The 24,816-nt window shown below is 48.5% G+C and carries 20 protein-coding genes; 11 read left to right on the top strand and 9 right to left on the bottom strand.

The window, feature by feature from the left end; genetic code table 11:
• The first annotated feature begins 10 nt into the window (after positions 1-10).
• Complete coding sequence (locus P8P30_06875; protein ID MDG1287274.1) at positions 11-775, top strand: DUF4332 domain-containing protein; 765 nt, start codon at positions 11-13, stop codon at positions 773-775.
• Between the two features lie 22 nt (positions 776-797).
• On the opposite strand, the gene P8P30_06880 is transcribed toward P8P30_06875, so the two are convergent.
• The 4 genes from P8P30_06880 to P8P30_06895 form a co-directional block, all read right to left on the bottom strand.
• Complete coding sequence (locus tag P8P30_06880) at positions 798-926, bottom strand: hypothetical protein (protein ID MDG1287275.1); 129 nt, start codon at positions 924-926, stop codon at positions 798-800.
• A 107-nt stretch (positions 927-1,033) separates the two neighbouring features.
• Complete coding sequence (locus tag P8P30_06885; GenBank protein MDG1287276.1) at positions 1,034-1,651, bottom strand: helix-turn-helix transcriptional regulator; 618 nt, start codon at positions 1,649-1,651, stop codon at positions 1,034-1,036.
• 57 nt (positions 1,652-1,708) lie between these two features.
• Positions 1,709-2,917: a hydrolase gene (locus P8P30_06890; protein ID MDG1287277.1), complete on the bottom strand. Its 1,209-nt coding sequence runs from the start codon at positions 2,915-2,917 to the stop codon at positions 1,709-1,711.
• A complete protein-coding gene (locus P8P30_06895) occupies positions 2,918-5,779 on the bottom strand; it encodes a PD-(D/E)XK nuclease family protein (protein ID MDG1287278.1) in 2,862 nt (953 codons plus the stop codon). It lies immediately after the preceding gene.
• Between the two features lie 93 nt (positions 5,780-5,872).
• On the opposite strand from P8P30_06895, the gene P8P30_06900 reads away from it, so the two are divergent.
• The 5 genes from P8P30_06900 (at position 5,873) to P8P30_06920 (ending at position 12,959) form a co-directional block, all read left to right on the top strand.
• Entirely contained in the window at positions 5,873-7,543 is a 1,671-nt protein-coding gene (locus P8P30_06900) for an AAA family ATPase (GenBank protein ID MDG1287279.1), read from the top strand.
• A gap of 116 nt (positions 7,544-7,659) precedes the next feature.
• Positions 7,660-8,976 (top strand): hypothetical protein, encoded by a 1,317-nt coding sequence (locus P8P30_06905; GenBank protein MDG1287280.1) that lies wholly within the window; start codon positions 7,660-7,662, stop codon positions 8,974-8,976.
• A complete protein-coding gene (locus P8P30_06910; GenBank protein MDG1287281.1) occupies positions 8,976-10,058 on the top strand; it encodes a hypothetical protein in 1,083 nt (360 codons plus the stop codon). The genes P8P30_06905 and P8P30_06910 overlap by 1 nt, the downstream gene beginning before the upstream one ends.
• Before the next feature lie 4 nt (positions 10,059-10,062).
• Positions 10,063-11,109, top strand: coding sequence for a hypothetical protein (locus P8P30_06915; GenBank protein MDG1287282.1), 1,047 nt, complete (start codon positions 10,063-10,065; stop codon positions 11,107-11,109).
• On the top strand, positions 11,106-12,959 hold the full coding sequence (locus P8P30_06920) for a hypothetical protein (GenBank protein MDG1287283.1): 1,854 nt from the start codon (positions 11,106-11,108) through the stop codon (positions 12,957-12,959). Before P8P30_06915 ends, P8P30_06920 begins: the two co-directional genes overlap by 4 nt.
• A 3-nt stretch (positions 12,960-12,962) precedes the next feature.
• On the opposite strand, the gene P8P30_06925 is transcribed toward P8P30_06920, so the two are convergent.
• The 4 genes from P8P30_06925 to rph are packed head-to-tail and all read right to left on the bottom strand — an operon-like array spanning position 12,963 to position 16,910.
• Entirely contained in the window at positions 12,963-13,562 is a 600-nt protein-coding gene (locus P8P30_06925) for a redoxin domain-containing protein (protein MDG1287284.1), read from the bottom strand.
• Position 13,563: 1 nt separating this feature from the next.
• Positions 13,564-15,570, bottom strand: a complete 2,007-nt coding sequence (locus tag P8P30_06930; protein MDG1287285.1) for a protein-disulfide reductase DsbD family protein — start codon at positions 15,568-15,570, stop codon at positions 13,564-13,566.
• Positions 15,571-15,575: 5 nt separating this feature from the next.
• Positions 15,576-16,172 (bottom strand): RdgB/HAM1 family non-canonical purine NTP pyrophosphatase, encoded by a 597-nt coding sequence (gene rdgB, locus P8P30_06935; GenBank protein ID MDG1287286.1) that lies wholly within the window; start codon positions 16,170-16,172, stop codon positions 15,576-15,578.
• Positions 16,173-16,910, bottom strand: a complete 738-nt coding sequence (gene rph, locus P8P30_06940) for a ribonuclease PH (GenBank protein MDG1287287.1) — start codon at positions 16,908-16,910, stop codon at positions 16,173-16,175. It lies immediately after the preceding gene.
• A 121-nt stretch (positions 16,911-17,031) separates the two neighbouring features.
• Here rph and grpE point away from each other — a divergent pair, with 121 nt between their 5' ends.
• From grpE to P8P30_06965, 5 genes are read left to right on the top strand one after another with little or no spacing between them, the layout of a single operon-like run.
• Complete coding sequence (grpE, locus tag P8P30_06945) at positions 17,032-17,769, top strand: nucleotide exchange factor GrpE (protein ID MDG1287288.1); 738 nt, start codon at positions 17,032-17,034, stop codon at positions 17,767-17,769.
• Between the two features lie 6 nt (positions 17,770-17,775).
• Positions 17,776-18,678 (top strand): hypothetical protein, encoded by a 903-nt coding sequence (locus P8P30_06950; GenBank protein ID MDG1287289.1) that lies wholly within the window; start codon positions 17,776-17,778, stop codon positions 18,676-18,678.
• A 34-nt stretch (positions 18,679-18,712) separates the two neighbouring features.
• Positions 18,713-19,339: a YdcF family protein gene (locus P8P30_06955; protein ID MDG1287290.1), complete on the top strand. Its 627-nt coding sequence runs from the start codon at positions 18,713-18,715 to the stop codon at positions 19,337-19,339.
• Positions 19,311-20,015: a lysophospholipid acyltransferase family protein gene (locus tag P8P30_06960; GenBank protein MDG1287291.1), complete on the top strand. Its 705-nt coding sequence runs from the start codon at positions 19,311-19,313 to the stop codon at positions 20,013-20,015. Before P8P30_06955 ends, P8P30_06960 begins: the two co-directional genes overlap by 29 nt.
• Complete coding sequence (locus P8P30_06965; GenBank protein MDG1287292.1) at positions 19,999-21,657, top strand: glycosyltransferase family 87 protein; 1,659 nt, start codon at positions 19,999-20,001, stop codon at positions 21,655-21,657. Before P8P30_06960 ends, P8P30_06965 begins: the two co-directional genes overlap by 17 nt.
• Before the next feature lie 65 nt (positions 21,658-21,722).
• On the opposite strand, the gene putA is transcribed toward P8P30_06965, so the two are convergent.
• The gene (gene putA, locus P8P30_06970) at positions 21,723-24,782 is read right to left on the bottom strand and encodes a bifunctional proline dehydrogenase/L-glutamate gamma-semialdehyde dehydrogenase PutA (protein MDG1287293.1); all 3,060 of its coding nucleotides are present in this window, start codon (positions 24,780-24,782) and stop codon (positions 21,723-21,725) included.
• Positions 24,783-24,816: the final 34 nt, after the last annotated feature.

The following is a 24,816-nucleotide window of genomic DNA, read 5'->3' on the forward strand; positions in this document are numbered from 1 at the left end:
AAGGATACTTATGACTTACTTGATTTTACAAATTCTATTCTGCCTATTCATTGCCTTATCACTTGGCCTTCTGCTGGGTTGGTTATTAGGCGGATGCGGCAAATGTCAGCAATGCAACAACAAAACGGCACCCCTGGCAGCACCTGTTAAAACGGTAAGTGCGACTCCCCCTCCTCCAATAATGCCATCAAACTCTTCAAGTAGTTTTGCAGCTGCTACGACGGCAACACCGCCGCCTCCGCCACCGCCGCCTATGGCAACAAAAAACCGTATCGTCGCTCCACCACCCCCAAAGCCGATTCGTTCGACCAAAGCAACCAGTGGTGATATTGACCTCGATAGTGCCGTTAACCTAGGTGGGAGCGGTTATGAAATTGAAACACTTGAAGGCGTCGGCCCCAAAACAGGCGTGGCGTTGCGTGACATTGGCATTACCACCATTGCCGGCTTCCTAACGAATGCCTATCTCGCCTCTCAACGCTCAGATATTGCAGCAAAAATCGCTGTCCGCCCGAAAATGGTTGATAGTTGGGCGAGCATGTCTGATCTCTTGCGTGTTGATGGTGTTGACCACCAAGCCGCTGAACTGATGCATAAAAGCGGCTTGAAAAATGTTGCGGACCTAGCGAAGCAAGATAGCGCCAGCTTCATTACAAAGATGGAAGAAGTGAATACGGCGGGTAAACGATCTATCGCTCCTGAGGTTCCCTCTAACGACAGTGTAAGTAGCTGGGTTACTCAAGCTAAAAGCATGAAGACAGTGGTTAAGGCGTAATAAACCTAGGCGCGAGCTTTACTTAGGCCATACGCTTCCAAAACTCATCTTTAAGTTTTTCGCAGGTTTGTTCTGTTTCTTCGCTACGAGAACGAACCCCGTCTAAAAGCAAGAGTTCACGGGGCTGTGGCAAATATAGTTTATCATTCATATACCCTCCCAATTCATGTGCGATGAGAGTCTGATGCATTAAGAGTCGGTTAAAAGACAGGTGTTCCATGCAACCTATAGTATCTATAATAGATACTTATGCAAGTATTATTCTGCAGGCTTAAAGAAAATAATCTTCGCACACCAATTTAATGTCGCATCACTCATCAGTGCACCACTTGGTTTCAACAGGTTATAATTTCCGAAACTATAGCCGGGCTGTAAACGCGCAACATGTACGTCACCATTACTCAACTCGCAGACAACAAGAAGGCCAATATAAGCATTAAAATCTTGCGTGAGTCGCTCAGAATAATAGACGAGACTTCCGGTAGAAAGCAGCGGCTCCAACGCATCATCGGTTACCCTTAGCGCCATCGCTTCACGGTATTCACCCTCTGGCGGACGCGGGGCTTTTTGCATTTTATCCCAGTAAGTTGGATCAGGCTCAGCAGCACCCATCTCAGGTAAATCACAGAAAAACTTTACGATACTTTTATCACCTACTTCACCGATAATGGGCACTTCTGCTGGCCACTCACTTGCAATGAGATCCTCTGGTTTACACTGCAATGGCACGGACAACCGCTTCATCCAATTTTCGGTTAATTGCATGTCGCCTTTTTCAAGCTTCATAACGGTTGCTTTGGTCGTATTGGCTGCATCCGCAATCTTTTGCTGCGTTAATTTCAAATACTTACGACGTGCTTTAATATGATTAGACATAGACTGGATAGTTCCAGTTCGGAAACCATAAAGCTAGTACCCGAATTAGATACTTATCTACTGTTTCCACCCTACTTCAGCAAGCTTCATCAACACTAAGAGCGAAAGCTTTGCACGCTCGGTGAGCGAGCCTACCAGCAGAAATTCTTCGTCACTGTGAATCGCACCACCGCGCACACCGAGTGTGTCAACATTAGGTAATCCAGCCGCCGCCATGTTATTGCCATCACAACAACCTCCGGTTGCTTTCCATCGTATCTGTTGCCCCAACTCCACACCACAATCACGCACTAGCTCAAACAAACGCGTATTCTCTTCTGAGAGCGGCTTTGGTGGGCGGGTGAAGGCGCCATGCAAGCCGACACTGAATCCTTCACGACTTGAGAATTTCTCGACAATCTTATCGAATTCCGACTGTAACCACACCTGATCTTCAGGCTCCGGCATGCGCACATTAAAACGCAAAATCGCCGTGTCAGGCACCACATTCGTAGGCCCTCCCCCTTCGATTTTACCGGGATTTAGGGTAACGTCATCGCGCCGACCATTAATCTCGTAAAGCGCAGTGATGATTTCGGCCAATAAGGCAATCGCGTTACGGCCTTTATCGAATTCACGCCCGGCATGTGCAGCTTTACCTTTAACAACGAACACGAAATTACCGCTGCCTTTACGGGCGCCGGCCAAGGTACCATCCGCTAAAGAGGGTTCATAAATCATACCTACATCATTGCGCTGCGCCGCTTCCACTAAGTAAGGACTAGAGCCTTGCGAGCCAATTTCTTCATCCGGGTTGAGGAGTATCTCCCACCCGATTTGATCCGCAAATTCGCTTTGCTCCAAAGCCTCCAACGCCACTAGCATACAAACAAGGCCGCCCTTCAGGTCAGTTACGCCAGGGCCGTTAATGGTATTATCATCGAGCCATACCGGCTCCTGAAAATCGCAATCCTTAGGAAAGACCGTATCCATATGGCCAGACAGCACGATTTTCATCGGTGCATCAGGGCGCTTACGAATGCGCAGCGCTTCGGCTAGAGGGATTTCATCCACTTCACCGGAAGCATTGACGGTTTGCAATGGTGCGATAGGCAAAATTTCTGCTTCGCCGCCTAACGGGGAAAACGCCTCGGCCAAAACCTCGCGCATAGCACGCACACCTTCAACATTAAAAGAGCCACTATTGATACGCGACCATGCGAGCACCGTTTCCACCATGCGATCATGCTGGCTATCAATCCATGTAAGAAGTTCTACTTTATCCATTTAATCCAACCATTCCTGTATGCGAGCGAGGTGTTCGTAATCATTATAACGCGGTTTGAAACGATATTCGGGAATCGATTCATAGGCTTTTTCTTGCTTATCGTAAGCGGCGATGACTTTGGGTAAAGCTTCATAGGCCTGCGCCACCGCATCTTCGATAGATTCTTCCTTCTCTGTGGCAAAGGCTTTGATCTCGCCACCTTGCTTGCCGCCGAGTTTCCAATATTCTAGCGCCTCGGTTGGCTTACCCTGCAGGTGTACACCAAAGCCACCATGCCCAGCGATCACTGCAGCGAGGGTTAATTGACTGGCAATCCCTTGACGCATCCATTCTGCAGCTGGGGCGGCTCCGGTTTTATAATCGATAATACTGAAGCCAGTGGCCGATTCTTCCAATCTATCGACACGAGCCGTAAGCGTGAACTCGCCTGCAGGTGCAGAGAACTTCCACTCGCCTTTAACCTCGCATTGCATGGAGAGCGGCACCGGCTGACCCTTTACCCACAAGGCGATACGCTTAAAGCGTGGCCACCAGAGCGAATCGGCGATATAGCCTAAATCGGCCTCGGCAAACACTTGCTCCGCACACTCCATAATGGGTTGCTTCGTGGTAAAATGCCTCTCCAACACATCATGAACGAGACTACCAAATTCGCGATGCGAGGGTTCAGGATCAAGCATATCAAGTTTTTTGAGGCGCAAAATCTTTTGCGCGTAAATGCTATACGGATCTTGCATCAGGCGTTCAACACGTGTGAAGGAAAGTTCACGCGGGCGCGCCTCAACCGGCGGCTTCGGTGCCGGACGGGTTGCTGGCGGCGAACTTACCGGATTTAGCAATAATTGCACCCAAGCTTGCACGGGGTAGTTACGCCACGCGGTATCGCCAGTCGTTTCCATCAACACTTCAATGCGCTGGATAAAACGGCTAGGCACGGTTTCTGCCCCGCCAGATTTCACTGTCCGAAGCATCAGCACTTCGCCGCCTGCCGCTTGCTGGATGAAATCATGTGCTTGCTGACCGATCCGTTTATCAGGCGAAGGCAGCCCTAACTTATGACGCATTTCGCGATTCATCCACGGGTCTGCATCGGGAATTTCGGGCCAACCGCCTTCATTCATATCGGCTAAAATCACGCGATCATAACGCTGAAAACGCGCTTCCATCGGCGAAAGAATCTGCAAGCGCGGGTGGGTTCCGTAATGCGAGCGCACGACCTCGCCACGCATTAAAGCACGTAACATGCCGGGTAATTCTTCGGCAGAAATATCGGAAACTGCCTCCACCGCTGTGATTTTACTAAAGAAACCCGAGAGAATTGTAGCGCCCTCTCCGTGCCAGAGCTGACTTTCACCCTCGTTATCTTGGGTGAGCGCTTCTGCCGTTTCAATCACCCGCGCAATTAAGTCTTGGAAACTATGGCTCTGCGTATCTGCAAAGGCTTTCAATAAAGGCGCGAGCTTTTCTTCCAACTCTTCCAATAGCGGCAAATACTCAGGCAGCTCCTTAGCGGTTTCTTGCTTCACTTTTGGCCAATGCGGCGATGGCATACCGCGCAGGACTTTCACTTCCCACTCGCGCACCGCCTGATAGATTTTAGCTTTTGCATGCCCCATAAAGAAAAGCGGATGCTTCATCAGCGATAACAGCGAGACAGGCTTCACCCCATAACGTACGGCTTCTAATAACAAGAAGAGAAATACCGCTTGCGGTATCTGCGCCAAAGGTTGCCCAGCTGAATCATCCGCTGCAATTTCCCAACGCGCCAATCGGGCCGCGACAGCACGCGCCAGCTGCCTATCCGGTGTAATAAAGGCCGCAGTTTTGTGGCTCTCTTCCAATGATTCTCGCATGAGCAATGCCGCCGCTAAAGCCGATTCCTGCATATTTTCCATTTCGAGATAATAGAATGACTCTGGCGGTGTCACTTGAGCTTGCCGCCAATTTAGCGTCCTTTCGACGGGTGCCATCGCGAGCGATAGTAAATCATGACGCTGCAGTTGCGCTCGAATCGACTCTCCGGGAAGTTCTTGCACCTCATGCGGCGCGACTTCCGATTCAATCAGCAGTTCTTGCATCCCTGCCTGCGGATGGGTTGAGGGAAGCGAGCCCTCCAGCAAATCTGGATCAAACCCAGGCAGGACAACGCTCCCTTTCGGCAATTGATGGATGGTCGTCAATAATTGCGCGACCGCAGCGATCGAACCGGTCGTACCGGCGGCAATCACATGATGTTGCGGTGGATTATCGCCCCAGCACTCGACTAACAGCTTCAAGAGCGCATTACGGCGCTCCCACGGTCGCATCCATCCCTGCTCGGCCTCAAGTTGCGGCCAATATTCACGAATAATTTTGAGAAATTCTAGCGTCTGCTGCCAATGTTCGGCGAAATCTGCTGGCACGAGCGTATCCAGCTTTGCCCAATCGCCATATTCACGGTCCATCTCATCCATCAACTCGGCAAGATTCACCGCTAAATCCAGCGCCGCCTCGCGATCATGCAAACGCGGGATCATTTTTTGTCCATGCTCCCACACCAGCTCTTGCAGCATAAGCAGTCGCTCCATCGCTGGAGGTGCCGGTAATAACGCCGCCATCGCCTCAATGACCTGAGTCGTAGGCTTCGCGTGACGTAGAATTAGAGTTTCATCAACATCACCGGTCGCTACAAGTTGCGGTAATAGAAGGGCCTTGCCTTCCCCTACACGCAAAAATGCCTCCTTCATCGTACGAATCGCACGACGTGACGGCAAAAAGATCAAAACCTCCGCTAGGTTTTGCGGATTATTGGCATATTGCATCAATAACCAGCTAGCTAACCGCTCGGCAAGGGGGTCTGAAGGAGGTACGGTGTAGAACATAAGTGACAAACTAGAATTACTAGGCTTTACGTTCAACGTTTTGTCACATCTTTACTGTAAGCTGCGCTTTCTTCACTATATACTTGAGACAATATGACCTATTTTACCGATGAAATATTTGACCGCATTAGCAACGAGCTCAAAATTATTTGGGCGGCGCATAAAAATGTCGGCCTAAGCGGCAAGATGTGTCTTTATACTCAGCCAGAGCAAGACCCTTGGCGTGCGCTTAACCCAACTCTAAAATTCTGGTTTGGCGATTCTGACAAAGAAATTATGGATATGGTTCGCGAAATTCGCGCCAGCTATAATGATGGGCACTTGCCTAACTCTCCACTCCTGCTTAACCCGCTTGTCCACCAGATTAATGAGACAGGTAGTTACGAAGCGGTCGGTTCGGGTATGATGTGGACCACCGCCTTTACCCTTGGGATTGACCGTTTAGATGAAGATTCCGTCACACGCTTAAAAGATCTTGGCGCTTTTGTCGGCACCTATGTACGCGGCGAAAATAAGAAGGCAGGCATAAAGGTTATTGCCTTTGCCAATGCGAGGCTGCCCGTTATTCCTGGCACACACGTCATTGACGGGAATGAACCCCTCTACGAAATCGCCGATACCGAAAGCGAGGCTTACCATAAAGCTTATCCGCTATCTGATTTAGAATATCTCACAAAGAACGGTTCATTCCAACACACTAGCTTTATCTCTATGTTACCGGAAAATTTCAAAATTGAAGACATTGCCAATCACACGATTGCGGCCAAAAAGATCGAAGAAGCAGCCATCTGCTGGAACGCATATGATCGCCATCAGTTGCTTTACGATAAGTTCGGCATCGATCCTAAAAAGATTGACCATAATATGCGCTTCTTCCGCATGGTGGCACATGACATCACCCTCTTTGAAGCGACAGGCTCTGACCGTAAAGATAAAGAAGACAACTTCGAATTCCTCGTCGAAGGCTGGATTCCTAAAGCGTCCGTTACGGTCGTGGGCGCGACAGGCGGAACCGGAAAAAGCTCGGTTTCCCATAGACTTGCAATTCAATGCTCGATTGATTGGGAAGAGCACGAACAACCCATGTGGCTCGGCCAACCCATTAATAAAGAATATGCTAAAGGCCTTGTGATCTATTTCTCAGGTGAGGATAGTGCGGCGATCGTCAATGCACGCGCCAACTTGATGGACCCTGAAGGTCGTTCATCTCGCTTAATGCTGCAACGCAGTGGCTTTGGCACAAATGAAGATGGTAGTAAATCTAATCTCGGAGACTTCCTTAACCGATTGCATAAATTACCGGATGTTTCATTGGTGGTCATTGACCCGGCACGTAAGTATCTCACCGGCGATGAGGATAATTCTGAGGTCGTGAGTGAGTTTTTTGAAGCCATCGAAGAATTTGCTATCACCAAAAATTGCGGCATGGTGGTGGTTCATCACCTCGTGAAGAACGCCCACCCGAAGGACACACGCGATATTTACGATCTATTACGTGGTTCTCAAGTGTTTATTGATCGTCCGCGTGCCGTACTCGGCATGATGCGCGAAGGGCCTTATACGGTCATTGGGTTATCGAAGAATAACATCCCCCCTAACCTTGGTTCCATACAAGGCGAACGCCTATTTGTGCGCGACCCAGACCGCCTTGATCTAGTTCAACTGCCTGCTCCTGAAGGCGTCCGCACTTGGGAGGCTTCTGCCGATGAATTACGCGAAATTCGTGAAACGATCGAAAATGACACAAAAAGTAAGGCCGAATAGGCACTTAAGTAATTGTGACAGTTTGAAGTCGTCACACAACCTTAACACTCCCCCCCCCTTGTTTCTGCTATATTAACCCTAATGAGACAGATACATTTTGTTTCAGGACTTAAATTATGGTAGAAAAAATAGATAACATAACCCCACAAGCCAAGGCGAAAAATGCAGCGCAAGGCGACGATTGGGCTGCTTCGACTAAAAATAAGTCTAAAGAAGTGCGTACAAGTGGCTGGTGGTTGTTTGATACACTCGTGCATGGCGGCATCAACGGTGTCGGCAACATCGCCGCTTCCTTAGCAATGGTAAGAGACCGTTCCAACTATAAGGTCAACCAGCTCATTGATGCGAAAAAAAACGGCACAAAGGTGACTGATAGCGGTGTTTTCACCAGTAAATTGAACGTTTCAGAGAAAGATCGCAGAAAATCTTATCTATCTGACATCAATATTCCATTCTTAGGGGTTAAAAAATTCAACTTCTATGAATTCAGCAATAAAATTGATACAAAATCAGTCGCCTTCTTTGACTATCTCGGTGAAAAAGGACTGAACAAAGTACCGGTGGTTAAAAACCTCTTAGAACCACTTGGAAAATATACTGGCGGCATCTTATTCCTTGCTTGGGGTGGACATGTCACCAACAGTATCATGTGGTTGCTCGAAAGCCCTAACATTAAGCCTAAACTCGTGCGTGCATTTGATAAATTGATCGATGGCTTCAATAGCCTCAGAGGTCAAAAACCAACCGAAGAAGAACTCAGCAAACGCGCAGAGATTTACAAAAAACTTGACTCTGATCTGGCAGGTAAATCAGTTAAAGGGGTTTGGGGCGCTCGCTTTGCAGGCATCTTAAGCGTCATCGGCGTCGCCTCAGTGGCAGAAGCAATTGATGTTGCAGCTACTAACGCAGACCCATCAAAACAAAAAACAGGTATCCTACGTGGTAGTCAGGCTTTCTTTAAAGGCGCTCAGTATCACCAAGGAGGTGCTCGTGCCCTAGGCTATAAAGCGGATTATGGAATGCTCAGTCAGGACAAAACTTCCGTGGCAGCCGCACGCGCTAATTATTTTGCCGACCAAACCGTCACAGAAATTCTAGGTACAGGCCTCACAACAAGCGTACAGTACGCTTACCTCATGATGCGTGAATTCCTAGGCATTGGGCCTAAAACTAACGTTGGCGATGAAGATAAAAATTCTACGAAATCAAAGGCAGCCCCTAAAGCTCCTGTCACAGCACAGAGCAAGGCAAATACCAGCCCAGCACCGAAAGCGTCTGTCGAAAAAGAAACACAACCTAAAACAACTAAAGCATCTACAGATACAGAATTGAAAAAGACTGCCGGTTACCGTGAAAAGAACCAACCTACCGGCGAAAACTATCAAGATAAAACCAGCACATCGCAGGACGTCGTCGCGGAGCAAATGATCTAATGGTAGATGCCCCACAAAATATAACGCCTAAAACCGATGCGGATAAAAAGCCTGAATGGGCTGTTAAAGCCGAAGATGCGGGCTATACACCTAAGAAAACTATTGGTGAAAAAATCTTTGACCGCATCGCCTATATCGGCATTGGCGATGTATTAGTATTCATTGCCAGCGTTGGTCTAGCTTATGGCTTAAAATATAGTAGCAGAAAAATTCCTGGCATGAAGGATACCACATGGGCTCAAGGTTGGGAAAATGTAGGTGCTAAAATTACCAACTTCTTTAAATTAGACACCCAAATTAACAAAAAAACGGGGAAACAGAACCGTGTTAATGGAAACGTCGAAAATGCCTTGATGACTACCGCGCTCATGATGCCCGGCAACCTTGCTCTTGCACCGATCCGCTGGATGGAAAGACGTAAGACAGGACTCGTTAAGAACTATAATGAGAAGTATGGAGCACCTGCAAAAGGGGAAACCCCTTCCGATACAGAAATAGGTGAATGGAATACAAAAAGCGAAGCAATGCAAAGCTGGAGTAGCTTGCTAAAAGGACGTGTTGTGGCATGGTTGGTCGTGTTTAGCAGCTTAACCACGCTAGATAAGCTTCGTCCTAAAGCATTGCCTAACTTCATGAACAAGACAGGTATCCTATTTGAAGATGCTGCCGCAAAGTTAAATCTTGCAGACAAACCCAAACCTGGCGTCGATCGTGGGCCCGACGCCACACGCAGTAAGAACAATAAGCGTGCCTATTTTTTTGGTGAAATCGCTTCAATTGATTTCTTTGCTGATATTGCTGCCATCGCTATTCTTTATGTCGGAAGTAAATTTTTTGCTAAAAGAAGTGCAGAAAATACCTCCCCCTCCCCGAAAGCTACACCGTCGCACATTTCAGATGACGTGCAAGCGCCCGCCGCTTCCGTTGAGGTGAAAACTGCAGTCAAAGCCGAGGCGAACATTATGCCGCGCAAACCGCATAGTGATAACGTTCAACCACGTGAAGCAAGTTATGCCGAAGAAAATACCAAGCGCATAGTCGCCGCTGAAGAATCGTTAACCCCTACACAAGTAGGCGGATAAAGCGATGGTCGAAGAAGGAACCAAAACCACACAAGAATGGGCGGCGAGCACTCTTACGGCTAAGGAGCCGACGCGCGGTGAGCGCCTGTTTGATTTCATTACGTACAAAGCCCTCAACTTTGCCGGAAATTTAGGCCTATCTCTTGCCATTGTTGATTTATTTCTAGGCAGCACGCCGGATAAGAAAAATCCTAATAAGCCTACCAGTTACTTTGCTGAAAAAATCAACAAACCGTGGGCGACAAAAAGTTCTGACTGGTTACGCAAAACACAAGAATCATTAGATAACACCTTTGGCAAAACCGCAGGCGCCGTTGCCACCCTTAATCTCGGCGGACATATCGCCGCAATTTTTGTCAAAAAACTTGAAAATAATCGCGCAAGCTTAAGCAAACGCTTCGATGGCTGGATCGATGCCTTCACCGGCACAAAAGCCGATCGAGCTGAAATTGATCGCCGTGAAGCACGTTACGAAATAGTCAAAAATTCTCCCATCAAAACATGGACTGAAGTCATTGCAGGGCGTGTCTCTGGTATGGTGGCCAGTATGGCCCTCAACCAAATCCCAGAAACGATTGATGAAAGAATGGGGAACGCCCCGACCCAAGGCCGATATGGCTTCCGCCGTATAACCGGCGCTGCAGGTAATTACGTCGCCAACGGCATCACTGACAGAAAAAATGCAGCACTTAAAGCCCAAGGCAAACCAGCCATGTCTGATATGGCGGCAAAGCGAACTAACTATTGGACAGAGTTAATCATGTTTGACACATGGTGTACGGCGATTACGTCTACCGTAATGGAAAAGGTGATTAAATGGAGTGATAAAAAAGATCACACCCTTGCAGAAACACCTATCGCCGCCAATACTACTGGCAATGCAGCACCTAAGGGTGAGGTCACGGCAACTACAGAAAGCATTGCCCCTAAAGATGAAGCCGCTGCTAGCGGTGCTACTCGTTTTTACGATGAGCAAGAAACAGCGGAAGATAAGAAGCGCTGGGGCGACCGCAATTATGACCCTGTTGATGAAGTCGGGGTACCTCTGTGAAATACCAATGGAATCAACCCGATTCACTTGTTGAAGAAGTTCGCTTCACGCCCGCTAAAAAAGGGCGCGCGGCTGAGGCTGTTATTGTTTTACGCCCACAAGAAGACATTAAGACAACCACACTTGATACCGCATTGGTCGATCAAGGCTTTTCCCTCAGCTATGACCTGATTGATGGGCAATCTGTCTTACGCATAGGCAATTTCAAACATGAAAAAGAAGTCCTAGCCACCTTACAAAAAACCGAAGCGGTCAAAGGCGAAAGCCAAAAATCAGCGAGCGGTCAAGAAATCGAACCCACGATGTTGCAAAAAGTTCGTGCGAACAGCCTTGTACTCTCTGCCGTATTTTACCAACTCGGAAACGTTGCAACTGCATTAAGTGGTTGGTTCCGTCGCGATAATGATGAATTACGCAGCGGTTTGGCCTTCTCGGTTGGGGACACTGCCATGCTTATGTTTGGTAAACGTAGCGACAAAGAAAAACACGATGCCGTGATGCAAGGCTTTGGTGATAGTTTAAAACAAAATGGTATTGCTCCTTCTTTTGGCAGTGCATTCACGACAGGATTACATAGCAGCAAAGGTGGATGGCAAGGCGTTCGTAACTTTATGCATAATAAAGTCATCGCCATTAAATCTGCCTCTGAAGTCACCGCAGGAATATCCCTCGCCATCGCAGGACAAAAGCAAAGCAACCCTTACAAAAAAGCAGCCGGTATCTTAGTCAGCTCTGGCTTTGCCTTAGGTGCGAGTATTCCAGAAAAAAGTTCTTCTGAAATTCGTGAAGATTTAGGTGTTACCACCCCAGCCGAGGCAAAAGAGGCTCTCGCAAATTTATCTCTATGGAAACGCCTCAGTTATAAAGTGCAGCAAATGCCACTCCTTATTTCTGGCTTTTTCGCTGGCCTAAATAACGTTTCTTCGATTATAGGCGCATTTGATGAGCGCAAACATCGCTGGCAGAAGCACAGTATTGCGAACAAAATCGGCAATAAAACCGATGGCTTAAACGGAGAGCCTAAAAAGATGAACGAAACTATCACCAGTGATGCTGGGCAAGTCAACAAACTCAAAAATATAAATGAGACGGCTTACTCGAAAGTAAACCGTCTCTCCCAGCAGTTGGACACAGCGACTGCACCAAGCAAAGCCGTTGGGCTTTCTGAAGAGCTAAGAGAGGCTCAACACGAACTCACGAAACTCAAAGGCGAACAAGATTCCGTTCTGAAAGGACGCTATGATAATAAAAGCGCAGCGAGTAAATTCTGGATATTTAACCTTGCTCAAGGCTTACTCTTCCTCGTTGCAAACACACTTTACGGCATCAGTTCCAAATCTGGCCGCAGCAACAGTGAAGAACTTCTCGGTAAACAGTTTATCTCTGCCGTTGCCAGCGAAGTGCTGATCACACCACCGCAAGACCGTGCGGAGATCATCAACATTGCATCACATTATGCCGGAAGCCTAGACGAGCTTGATTTCACAAGTGCCGAAATACGCACGATGCTAGAAGCAAAGCTTACGGAGCTTGAATCCCATGCACTCTTCGCGCTAAAGGAAGGCGAAACTGAAGTAACGAGCAAAGACAATAAGCCGCTAGAGGTTATCATTAAAGTCCAACCTGACACTCAAAAAGACGCAGAGGTCCTAGTTTCAGCAGACCATCAAACGGATCAAAACGCGGCGCCTAAAGCCAGTGCTGCCCCGACCGAAACAGCGCGCCCCAAAGAAGCCAAAGTTGCAAAAAGGTTTCTCGATAATCTACCCGCCGGTAAAGACGGTAAGATTAAACCAGAGGATTTCTTAGCAAATGATGAAGTCACTCCTAAAGGCGCCACTATCCACTAATCTCTAATATTTAACCGAACAGCCATAAGGTTGGCTTGATGTCACTTGCACGGTATTGCCCGCGAGTAAATCATTCAACGCATTCTTCAAATGCGGCGTCGCCTCGGCAATTTTCTCAGCACTTGGCGAACGAATATCATCCATTGCGCCTTGATAGGCCACATTACCCGCTTTATCGATCACAAACATATGCGGCGTCGTTTTGGCACCGAATAGGCGGCCAATCTCACCGGACTCATCACGGATCGTATGGGTCGCGGCAGCGCCCTGCTCTTTCGCAATTTCATTGGCCTGCATATCCGTCACATGACCTTGCTTACCGACAGCCGATGAAATGATACGCACCCATTTCACGCCTTTGGCGGTATAGTCTTTTTGCGTCGCTTGCATATCGCCTTGGCTGTAAAACTTTTTCACAAACGGGCAACCATGGTTCGTCCATTCCAGCACAACAATCTCATCTTTCAATTCAGAAAGAGTGACTTTCGCGCCATTCGTATCTACCGCACTGAAATCAGGGGAGGCTTTACCGATTTCTACCTCTGCAAAAGCGACAAAGGGAATCAATGCGAAAGTCGCAACTAGGTTCAATAGAGTTTTCATTTTAGTTCTCCTTAATAATGTCGAGTATGGTTGAGGTCGTTAGCAGTTGCGGCAGCACAATTTCTTGCACCCCATCTGCTGGATAATAAACATAAAGCGGCACACCGGAGCGACCGTAACGGGTCAGCCAATCCGTAATCGCATCATCACGATTCGTCCAGTCAGCGACCAAATAGGTAATGCCTTGCGCCTTAAAACTTTCCGCAATTTTAGGGTCGCGAAGCGCCACCCGCTCATTCACTTTACAGGTGATACACCATGCTGCCGTTGCATTAACGAATACCGGCTTACCGGTCGCACGCAGCTCGCTCAAACGCTGAGGCGTAAAAGGCTCGGATAAGTTTTTGTAACTGTCAACATTACTACTGCAGCTAGCGCAATAGGTTGAATATAAGGTAAAACCAACGAGCAATAACGCGAGTAGCTTCGCCCATGCTTTACCAATCCAAATAAGAAAAGCGAGCCCTACCAAAGCAAATAATATAACCGCCAGAATATCGAGTGATACTTGCTGTGCCAGAACCCAAAGCAACCATGCGGCCGATGCGAACATCGGGAATGCCATAAATTCTTTAAAGCTGTTCATCCATGCGCCCGGCTTTGGTAGACGCTTATGCAACACAGGAAACCATGCCAGTAGCAGATAAGGCAAGGCTAGGCCCACACCGAGCAGCACCATAATCAATAGCGTAATAGTCGTGGGTTGTGCAAAGGCATATCCCACTGCCGGTGCCATGAAGGGCACTGCACACGGAGTCGCCACTAACACCGCAAGCCCCCCTGTTAGGAAGCTGCCTTTTGTGCTTTCTTTTTGTTCCGCATCTTGCGCGGCATTACCCATCAATACGGGCAGATGGAACATCCCCACGAGCGATAGGCCAAGCAGAAAGAATATAAACAACATCGCCGTGACAAAAACCGGTGATTGCAGTTGGAAGCCCCAGCCCAGGGTGTGTCCTGCCGTTTTGAGAGCAATCATTACACCCCCTAAAACAAGGAATGAAACGACAACCCCAACCAAATAAGCCAGTCCTTGCTTACGCACTTCTGTCGTTGCCGTTTGCGCTTTACGCGAAATGGAAAGCGCCTTGAGCGATAAGACCGGGAAGACGCATGGCATGGCATTGAGCAGCACCCCACCAAGTAACGCAAAAAGTAATGCCGTCACCAGAGATAAGCTTTCCACCGGCGCTGCCGCTTGGGGAACCACGACCATGCCCGGCTCGGCTTGCACCGCAAAGCGATCTGCCGCCGCGACTAATACGCCGCCCAGATTGCCATCAATTTCGTGCATCCCTTTGCTGAGTTTGAGTACACTTACGCCCTCACCCTTCAATAAAGTTTGCGGTTCAACATGTTCAATCACGCCGCCCACTTCAGGATAGAAATACGCGCCTTCTTTGACTTCATAAGGCAACTGCAAATAAATGGCATCGTCTTTTTGCTCGAAATAAGCGGTATCAGATAGCGGCGCTGGCAGCATGGCAAGGCGCGCATCAAAACTGCCTTCATTGACCAAAGACTTCGTAGAGATTGGCAATGTTAGCGAAACTTCGGCACTTTCCGGGATACAAATTTCTTTACAAATAAGCCATTCCAGCTTGGCGGTTAGGATAACTTCATTACCCTCTTGGCTAAAGGCTTCCCCCTCTAATCCGTTCGGAGGTATCATGCGTTGGATGAGGCTCGGGCTGCCCTCATAGCCGTAATTCATCAAGCCTTCAACGGCAATTTTCTCAGGGGTTGGCCATTGTAGCGAGCCTACAGCAAAGCCGCTCGGCAGCTCCCAATGGACGGTGGCAGCAAGACCGGAATCGCCCGGATTTTTCCAGTAAATATGCCAGTGATCTTCGAGTTCGAAATCGAAAGCGACATTAAAAGGCTGACCGGGCGTGATAGCCGCTGCTTCACTCACTAACGTGACCTTCGCATGTTCGGTCATCGCAGACGGTGCTGCTTGTAACGAGACACTAAATAACGTGAATATAAGGGCGAATAAAACCGGCATAATAATTACTTCGTTGGAGCCTCTATGAATGTTACAAATTTTTCAAATGCCAGCGAACGATGGCTTATACTCTGCTTCGCCTGCGCATCCATTTCGGCAAACGTTGTGTCATAACCTTGCGGCACAAACACCGGATCATAACCGAAGCCTTTTTCGCCGCGCATTGGGAAAGTAAGCGTGCCATCGACCCGCCCCTCAAACACCACATCTTGCGCATCTGGCTGACTTAGAGCCAGCACACAGATAAAATAAGCTGGAGTTCCCGTTTCGCAGCCTTGCGTCTGCAAGCGCTTCATAGCCACATCAAAATCTTTATTCGGCCCGGCCCAACGTGCGGAATAAATACCTGGCGCGCCATCCAGCATCGGCACGGCCAAACCAGAATCATCCGCCAGAGATGCCAGACCGCTCTTACCGCAAGCGGATTGCGATTTGATGAGCGCATTCGCCGCGAACGTATCGCCATCTTCCACCGGCTCAGGTAAATCGAGTTCAGCGGCAGACTTAACCTGCACTCCCATTGGCGCGAGTAAAGCATCGATCTCACGCACTTTGCCAGCATTATGGCTAGCGATAACGAGTTGTTCGAACGGCGCTGTCATTTACGCCGCTAAACTTTGCGCTTCGAGTGCTTTTTCTTGCAAAACAGCAAGTTCCTTCACGCCTTTTTCTGCGAGATCCAGCAATGTATCGAACTGTGCGCGGGTAAACGGATCTTGTTCCGCGGTTCCCTGCACTTCGATAAGCTTTCCAGAAGCGGTCATCACAAAGTTAGCATCTGCTTCAGCGATTGAATCTTCGGAATATTCTAAATCCAGAATGCATTCACCGTTTAAGATACCGCAAGAAATAGCGGCCACAGGCTCACGCAATGGCATCGTCTTCAGATCACCTTGCTTTACGAGAAGTGCAAGCGCTTGGTAAAGCGCGACATAAGCACCGGTGATAGAAGCAGTACGCGTGCCGCCATCTGCCTCGATCACATCGCAATCAACTACGATTTGACGCTCGCCAAGTGCTTCCATATCGACGACAGCACGCAAGCTACGGCCAATAAGACGTTGAATTTCTTGAGTACGCCCCGATTGTTTACCGCGAGCAGCTTCACGCCCCATACGGGTATGGGTTGAGCGTGGTAGCATGCCATACTCAGCCGTCACCCAGCCCTTACCTTTACCACGCATCCAGCCAGGGACATTCTCGTCAACACTGGCTGTACAGCGCACTACGGTATGCCCACAACGGATTTCGCATGAACCTTCTGCATAGCGACTAATATCAGAAATAATGGTAATTTCGCGCATCGAATCATTGGTGCGACCTGAAGGACGTGTAGACATAAAAAGCTCTCTCATGATTATTTGCCACTAGCTATACGCAATTTTATCCATCGGTGCACTTGAAACTTGGGCGAATATCACGATATTGTCAGTAACGTAAAAATCACGAGCGGTACAGATCATGAATAATCCAGAAGAAACCCCTGAAATGCCTGAAGATGATTCGGCAGAACCTTCCATTAGCAACGATCCCCTCTCGGCGGAAATGCATGCAGCACTGCATGCGGCCAAGGAAGAAGATCAGGCGAACCAATCTGAAGCACCTACAGTAGAGGAAGGAACACCTCCTTCGCCTGAAGAAATCGCGGATGTACAAGAAGCGATCGCTGCAGCACTCGCTGGAGCAGGTGAAGAAACCCTCGAAGCGGTGCCTAAGGCAGAAGATGAAACCGCAATGATGAAAGATCAGCTTATCCGCGCGATGGCTGAAATGGAAAACCTCCGTAAACGTACTGACCGCGAATTGGCTGATGCACGTAAATATGCAGTTACCGGCTTTGCACGTGACATGGTGAATATCGTTGAAAATCTTCAGCTCGCCTTACAGAGTATCTCTGAGGAAGATCGCAAATCTGACGATAAGCTCAATAACCTTGCGCAAGGCGTGGAGATGACCTTCAATGAGTTGATCCGCATCTTCCAAGGCAATGGCATTGTGCGTATTGACCCAGTGGGTGAGAAATTCAACCACAACCACCATCAAGCCGTAGCACAAGTAGAAGATGCCGAGGCTGAACCCGGCACCGTAACACAAGTACTGCAAGCCGGTTACATCATCCATGATCGCCTGTTGCGGCCTGCGATGGTGACGGTGGCTAAAGGTGGAAATAAAGCTGAATCCATTTCAACGGAAGCGTAAAAGTACATGGCTTCCACCACACGCCAAATACGCCGGTTTATCGCGCCTCGGCTCGATATCTCCTTCTCGCGTGATGATGCGAATCGCTACTTGCCGTACTTCATCGCTTTGATGATTTTTCTCGCCGCCTTCTTTTTAGCAGGTGGAATTACGGTGGGCACCTTGTTGGAAGATAAAAAACAAGATTTCTCCGAATGGCTGACCGTGCAAATCCCAGCAGATATAAGCGATAAGAAATACGAGTCCCTTGAACGGCTCATCAAAAAGACCGGCGGCGTGAGCGAAACTCGATTACTCGCAACCGAAGATGTTGCAGAAATGATCTCGCCTTGGTTTGGCAATGATACGGCATTAGTTGAAACCTTGAATATCCCTAAAGTGCTGGAAGTAAAGTTAGAGGATCGCAGTCGCTTTAACATTGACGAGCTCACAAAATCTCTCAAAAAACCCTTCCCCAATGTGCAAATTGATACACACGAGCAATGGCTAGAACATTATCTAAACTTTATCCGTATTTTAGAGATCGGCGCTTATTTACTGGCGCTATTAGTGGTTGCCGCGACCACAGTGATTATTATATTCACCTCTAAAACTGCACTCAAACTACATACGAAGGCGATTCAACTGTTACACTCAGTGGGCGCGGAAGATGATTATATCGCACGACAATTCCAGTTTAATGCCTTTCTGTTAGGCATGCGTGGAGGGCTGGTGGGAGTCGCGATTGCCGCTATGCTGTTCTTTCTTGTTGGCCTATCCATCAATGAAATAAACACCAGCCTCTTACCCAATTTCCCTATTACCCTTATGCACCTAGTCGTGTGGCTTTTACTCCCCCCCCTGACCGGATTGCTCGCTTTGTTCGTTGCACGTAAAACGGTACTAGCAATGCTAAGGCAAATGGCTTAAGCCTGTTCTCATGAGACGCCTTTTTTCTCTTCTAATGATACTATCATTACTCGCTGCTACGCTTTGGGTGGTTGGCTTTGTATCGTTTATCGGACAAGTTCCGAAACAAACACTCGGCACTCCTATTTCACAAGACAAAGCCTCATTAGGCGTTGTACTCACCGGTGGACAAGGACGTATCATTCACGGCTTAATCAAGCTTTATGAGGGGCGCGTACCGCAGCTTTTAATTACGGGTGTGAACGAGAATACCAGCAATAAGCAACTCTTCGCCAATACCGGAAACCCACTCGGGTCACGCCTCTATGAGCGCTTCCAAAAAAGAATCCACATCGGACGCAAAGCACGAAGCACCCGTGGCAATGCATTGGAAGTAAAGGAATTTCTAAAAGGAAAACCTCGCACCAAATCCATCATGCTTATTACGACCAACTACCATATGCCACGTAGTTTGCACGAGTTCCGTCGCGTTTTACCGGATAGTTATCGCATCATTGCTGAGCCTGCCTTCTCTCCCAAATTCCCAGCAGATTGGTGGCGCAATAAAGATAGCGCCCTATTACTCGTCAGTGAATATCATAAATTAGCCATCAGCTACGTGATGAAATTGGTCGCACAGGAGACAAAGTTAAGTGAAATTCTTGCGGACAATCCTCTTTAATCTACTCTTCTATCCTGGAAGCATCCTCTACGCGACGCTTATGCTTCCGTGCCTATTGACAGTGCGTAGCACGCATTGGGGCATCCACCGCTGGGTCTATATGTATCTATGGGTGATGCGTGTGGTACTTGGGTTGGATTATCAGGTAACCCTCAAAAGCAAACTCCCGCAAGAAGCGGCTATCTATGCCAGCAAACATCAATCTGCATGGGAAACGATTGCGCTCTGGGTGCTCGTACCCAACGCACTCTTTGTGATGAAAAAAGAACTTTATTGGCTGCCGGTGATCGGCTGGTGGATATGGCGTGCGGGTAATATCGGCATTGATCGTAGTGGCGGCGCTTCCACTGTGAAGAAGCTGATTAAAGAATCAAAAGCACGCATGGCAGAAGGCTATAACCTGATTATCTTTCCTGAAGGCACGCGGATGGCTCCGGGGGAGACGAAAGATTACCTGCCCGGTGTCGCCGCACTCGCCAAATTCCTTAAATGTCCGGTCGTGCCGATTGCGTTAAACTCAGGCACTTACTGGCAGCGCAACGCTTTCACCAAACAAGCGGGTATCATTAAGCTTGTGATGTTAGAAGCCATTGCCGTGGGCACCCTAAAACCCGGTGAGTTTCTGCCTAAGCTCCAAACACTGATTGAAACCGAGAGCCGTGCCTTATCCACGTAGCATCTTTTGTTGTATCGTCCTTCTCAGCCTTGTCTTTACCGCTGGCCGTAGCGGGTTTGATATTAATACTGTCGCCGATATTATTGGCACGGATAGTTACCTTCGTTTTCTAACGCTCGATAAGCTGCTGCAAGGGGCTAACTGGTATGACCACCTGATTGAACGTACCAATTGGCCCCATGGGTTAAAGCATCATTGGACGCGCCCAGTTGACCTCCTCATGTTACCTTTCGCGAGTATCATGCCGATGCTCAAAGCCAGTATTATCTATCAATTCACCTTGCTTCTAGCCTTCACATGGGCAATGGCGCTCACCACTGTAAGACTCGGCGGAACATTGCAAAACCTTGTACTGCCTTGCATTTTGCTCGCCATTTATTGCAACCCTTACATCCTCTCCTATTTCGCGCCTGGGCGCGTCGACCATCATGCGCTGCTCGCCACCTTATGCATCTGGGTACTTTATAACCTGCTGACGGAGCGTATTCGAACGGCGGGCATATTGGCAGGCCTTGGAGTCTGGGTAAGCATCGAGTTCTTCGCTCCCCTCTTCTTTGCCAGCCTATGGCTGGGAGTATGCTGGTTACAACACCCAGAGCACTATCACAAAGTTCCACGACGTTTCTTTACCCTGATGCTATGCAGCATGGCGCTTGGAATTTTAATGGAACGCCCCGCTCTCCAATTCACGAGCGTTATTATTGACAGCCTCTCATGGCCCCATTTCGTCATGATTACACTCACCTGCATTGCTGCAACCTTACTTTCACTGCAAGCAGCATGGCAATGTAGCTTACTCTGGCGCGGCATTAAGGCAGGCCTTCTCGCTGTCGCAATCTTCTTGCTCACCTTCCTTGGCTTCCCTGAATTGCTAGAACTCAGCCTTGTCACCATGACCGACCCGCTCTTGGTTGAACATTTTGGCAATAATATTGGTGAACTCAAATCTCCTATCGAAGCGGGGTATAACATCTCGCCTTTTATTCCCTTACTGCTCGCATTGCCGCTCGCTTTCATGCGTATGAGAAAAGAGCATTGGCCCTTAGCACCTCTCTCACTTATCTTCATGACTATCGGAATGCATGTGCTATTTTTCGATGCACTTCGTTGGGCCTATTACGCTGTCCCGTCCGCATTACTGCTCCTCGCTTATGGCTTAAGTGACACAAAATGGGAAGACCGGCGCATTGGCCGAATGCTAATTATTTTCGCGGTTATCATTCTTCCACTCGCCCTAATCACCGCCAAAGGCACAGAAGAAAAAAAACGCCGCGCACACCCTTGCAATACAGAAATGACCGCCCTCATCCGGGATAATTTACTCGGAGATAAACCACTCACTCTGGCCATTAATGCAAATCGTGGTTACGAGGTTTTATTCTTCACCCCTCACCGGATTCTATCAGCAAATAATCATCGTAATGTAGATGGGTTGGGTGATTTACTCCGTATTTTTTATAGCAACAATCCAGCACTCGCCAAAGAAATTATCCGAAAACGTAAGATTGATAGGGTCATCGCCTGCCCGAATTACATCCGCAAGAATAGCTACCTGAATAACGCACATTCATGGCTCTCCCCTCACCCGCTAGGCGAGGCGATACAAACCATCAAAGTCTGGGATGTTAAATTCCCGGAATAAAGGGCACATCGCAAGCCGCGAGCAAAATAGCTGTCAGCACAAGTAAGGCAGTCATTTTCATAGTATCAGCTCAATAAATCAAGGTTGCCGCCAATTGCAGCGGTATTGATTGTGATCGTACGCTCTGTCATGAAACGATGCAAGTAATGCGGTCCACCCGCTTTCGGCCCCGTTCCAGATAACCCTTCTCCGCCGAAAGGTTGCACTCCAACAACCGCACCTGTCATATTACGGTTAATGTAAAGATTTCCGGCATGAATCGTATTCTGCACATGCTCCCAATGGTCTTCGATACGACTATGCAAACCGAATGTCAGACCAAAGCCTGTCGCATTGATACGCTCAGAAAGTTTTTCAAAATCTTTCCCTTTAAAGCGAATAACATGCAAAATCGGGCCGAAATGTTCCTTCTCTAACTGATCGATACTATCGAGCTTAATCAGGTGTGGCGGTACAAAGCTGCCGCCCAGCCCAGGCGCTTCTAGCTTCTTGATGACTCTGCCTTGCTTTTCCATTTCCGCACAATGCGCCAACAAACCTTCACGCGCCCGGACGTCGATAACCGGTCCAACATCGGTTGCAGGGTTTAGCGGATTGCCGATTTTCAGCTCATCCATTGCCTGTTCGAGCATGCCTTGTAATTCGTCGGCAATCGAATCTTGTACCATTAACACGCGAAGCGCCGAGCAACGCTGCCCTGCACTGCCGAACGCAGATAAGATAATATCATCCACCGCTTGCTCCAAAAGTGCGGTCGAATCGACAATCATGCAATTTTGTCCGCCAGTTTCGGCGATCAAGGGGATGATGGCACCAGTGCGAGCGGCAAGCGTTTGATTGATCCCTTGCGCTACAGGAACGGAACCGGTGAAACACACACCTGCAATATCAGGATGTTCGATCATCGCTTGGCCAATGACGCTGCCTTTACCAATTTGCAATTGCAGCACATCTTTCGGGATGCCCGCTTCATGCATGAGCTCGACTGCGCGTAATGCAATGAGCGGTGTTTGCTCGGCGGGCTTTGCAACGACCGCATTACCGGCGACGAGTGCTGCAGCCACCTGCCCCGTAAAGATCGCGAGGGGGAAATTCCAAGGGCTAATGCACACGAATGTACCCCGGCCGAAGAAATGCAGTTCATTACTCTCACCCGTTGGCCCTGGCAATAATTGCGGCACCATTTGGCTACGAGATTGATTTGCGTAATAACGGCAGAAATCGACCGCTTCGCGCAGCTCTGAAATTGCATCAAGTTGCGTTTTTCCGGCCTCATATACGCAAAGCGAAAGCAACTCCGCCTCATTCTCCAGCATCAATTCTGCTGCTTTATCGAGCACCATCGCGCGCTCATTGACAGGAGTTTTATTCCAATCAACTTGCGCTTTATTGGCACTCTCTATCGCTTTTGCAACACCCTTAGCATCCGTGTAACTAAGCTTCGCAAGCTCTGCACCAGTGGTTGGGTTAGTCGCCGGCTTATCGCCTAAATCTTTCGGTTGAGGCGGTTGGATCGCTTCCTTAAGATATTCCAAATGCGCTACATTCCCTAGATCATAGCCTTTAGGGTTTTGACGATCCGCGTAAATGTCTTTCGGCAAAACAATATCAGGGTGTGAGCCAAATTGACGATTCCGGATTTTCTCTAGCGGATCACCCAATAACACTTCCAGCGGAAAAGTATCATCCATCAGTTGATTTACGAAGGAGGAGTTTGCACCATTTTCTAACAAACGACGGATCAGATAGGCCAACAAATCTTTATGACGACCAACCGGCGCATAAACACGGCACGGAATATCACCAATAAGCTGATCGTAAAGCTTCTCGCCCATACCATGCAGGCGTTGGAATTCGAATTCTCCAGTCTTCCAACCGGCATCTGAGGCCATCTCGCGTACGGCAACCAAGGTATGCGCATTATGAGTCGCAAATTGTGGATAGAATGCCTGCTTATCGTTCAACATGGCCTCCGCGCAGGCAAGATAGGAAAGATCCGTATTCGCTTTACGCGTGAATACGGGGTAATTTTCTAACCCGCCCTGTTGCGAGAGTTTAATTTCTGTATCCCAATAGGCGCCCTTAACAAGGCGAACGGGGATACGACTTCCACTGCGCTTTGCGAGATTCTGTAACCACTCCACTACCATCAGAGCACGTTTTTGATACGCCTGCAGTACAAAGCCTATGCAATTGGAGCCTTTAAACTCTTCATCCATCACCAGAGCTTCAAATAGCTTCATATGAATATCGAGGCGCGCAGCTTCTTCCGCATCGAGCGAAATCATAACACCTGATTTTTTTGCTTGCGCACAAAGCACCTTCAGCTTCGGCAAGAGTTCCGCTTCAAGGCGCTCATATTTCACCGTGTAATATTTAGGATGTAGCGCCGAGAGTTTAATCGAAAGCGACGGCTGGATTGCCCCGCCGCCTTTTGCACTGGCAATCGCCGTTAGCGCACCCGTATAGGCTTCGTAATAGCTCTGAGCTTGCTTGGCGGTACGCGCGCCCTCGCCTAAGATGTCGTAAGACATCATATAGCCCCTTTTATGCGCCGACTTTGCCCGTGCCATCGCTTCTTTAATGGTCGTACCCATCACAAATTGCGTTCCGATAAAGCGCACCGCTTGACGCAGAGATTCGCGCACCGTTGACTCACCCAAGCGCCCAACAAGTTTGCGTAGCATCAAACTTGATTTTTGGCCTTCAGGGCTACCGAATTCCAATACTTTACCCGTTAGCAACAAGCCCCAGCTAGAGGCATTGACGAGAATAGATTCACTCTGCCCAAGATGCTTATCCCACTCGCGGCCATCGAACTTATCACGAATCAAATCATCTGCCGTGTGGCTATCAGGAATACGTAGCAACGCTTCTGCCAACGACATAATGGCGATACCCTCTTTGGTATTGAGGCCATATTCCTGCAAGAAGGCTTCAACACCGTGACCAGCGCCTTCTTTGCGCAACTTCTCGACGATCTTCTCAGCCCCTTGTATCACGCGTGGTACGAGCTTCTCATAGCGCGGGAGGCTATCGGAAAGTTTACGTAAAATATCAGACTCATCTGCAAAGGCTGCTTGGCTGATGGCTCTATGTTCAGGGGTCAGAATAATTGTTGTCATAAACGGCTAATGCCACCCGTGTGACAAACTGTCA

The sequence above is a fragment of the Rickettsiales bacterium genome (assembly GCA_029252805.1).
Lineage (GTDB): Bacteria > Pseudomonadota > Alphaproteobacteria > Rickettsiales > JALZUV01 > JALZUV01.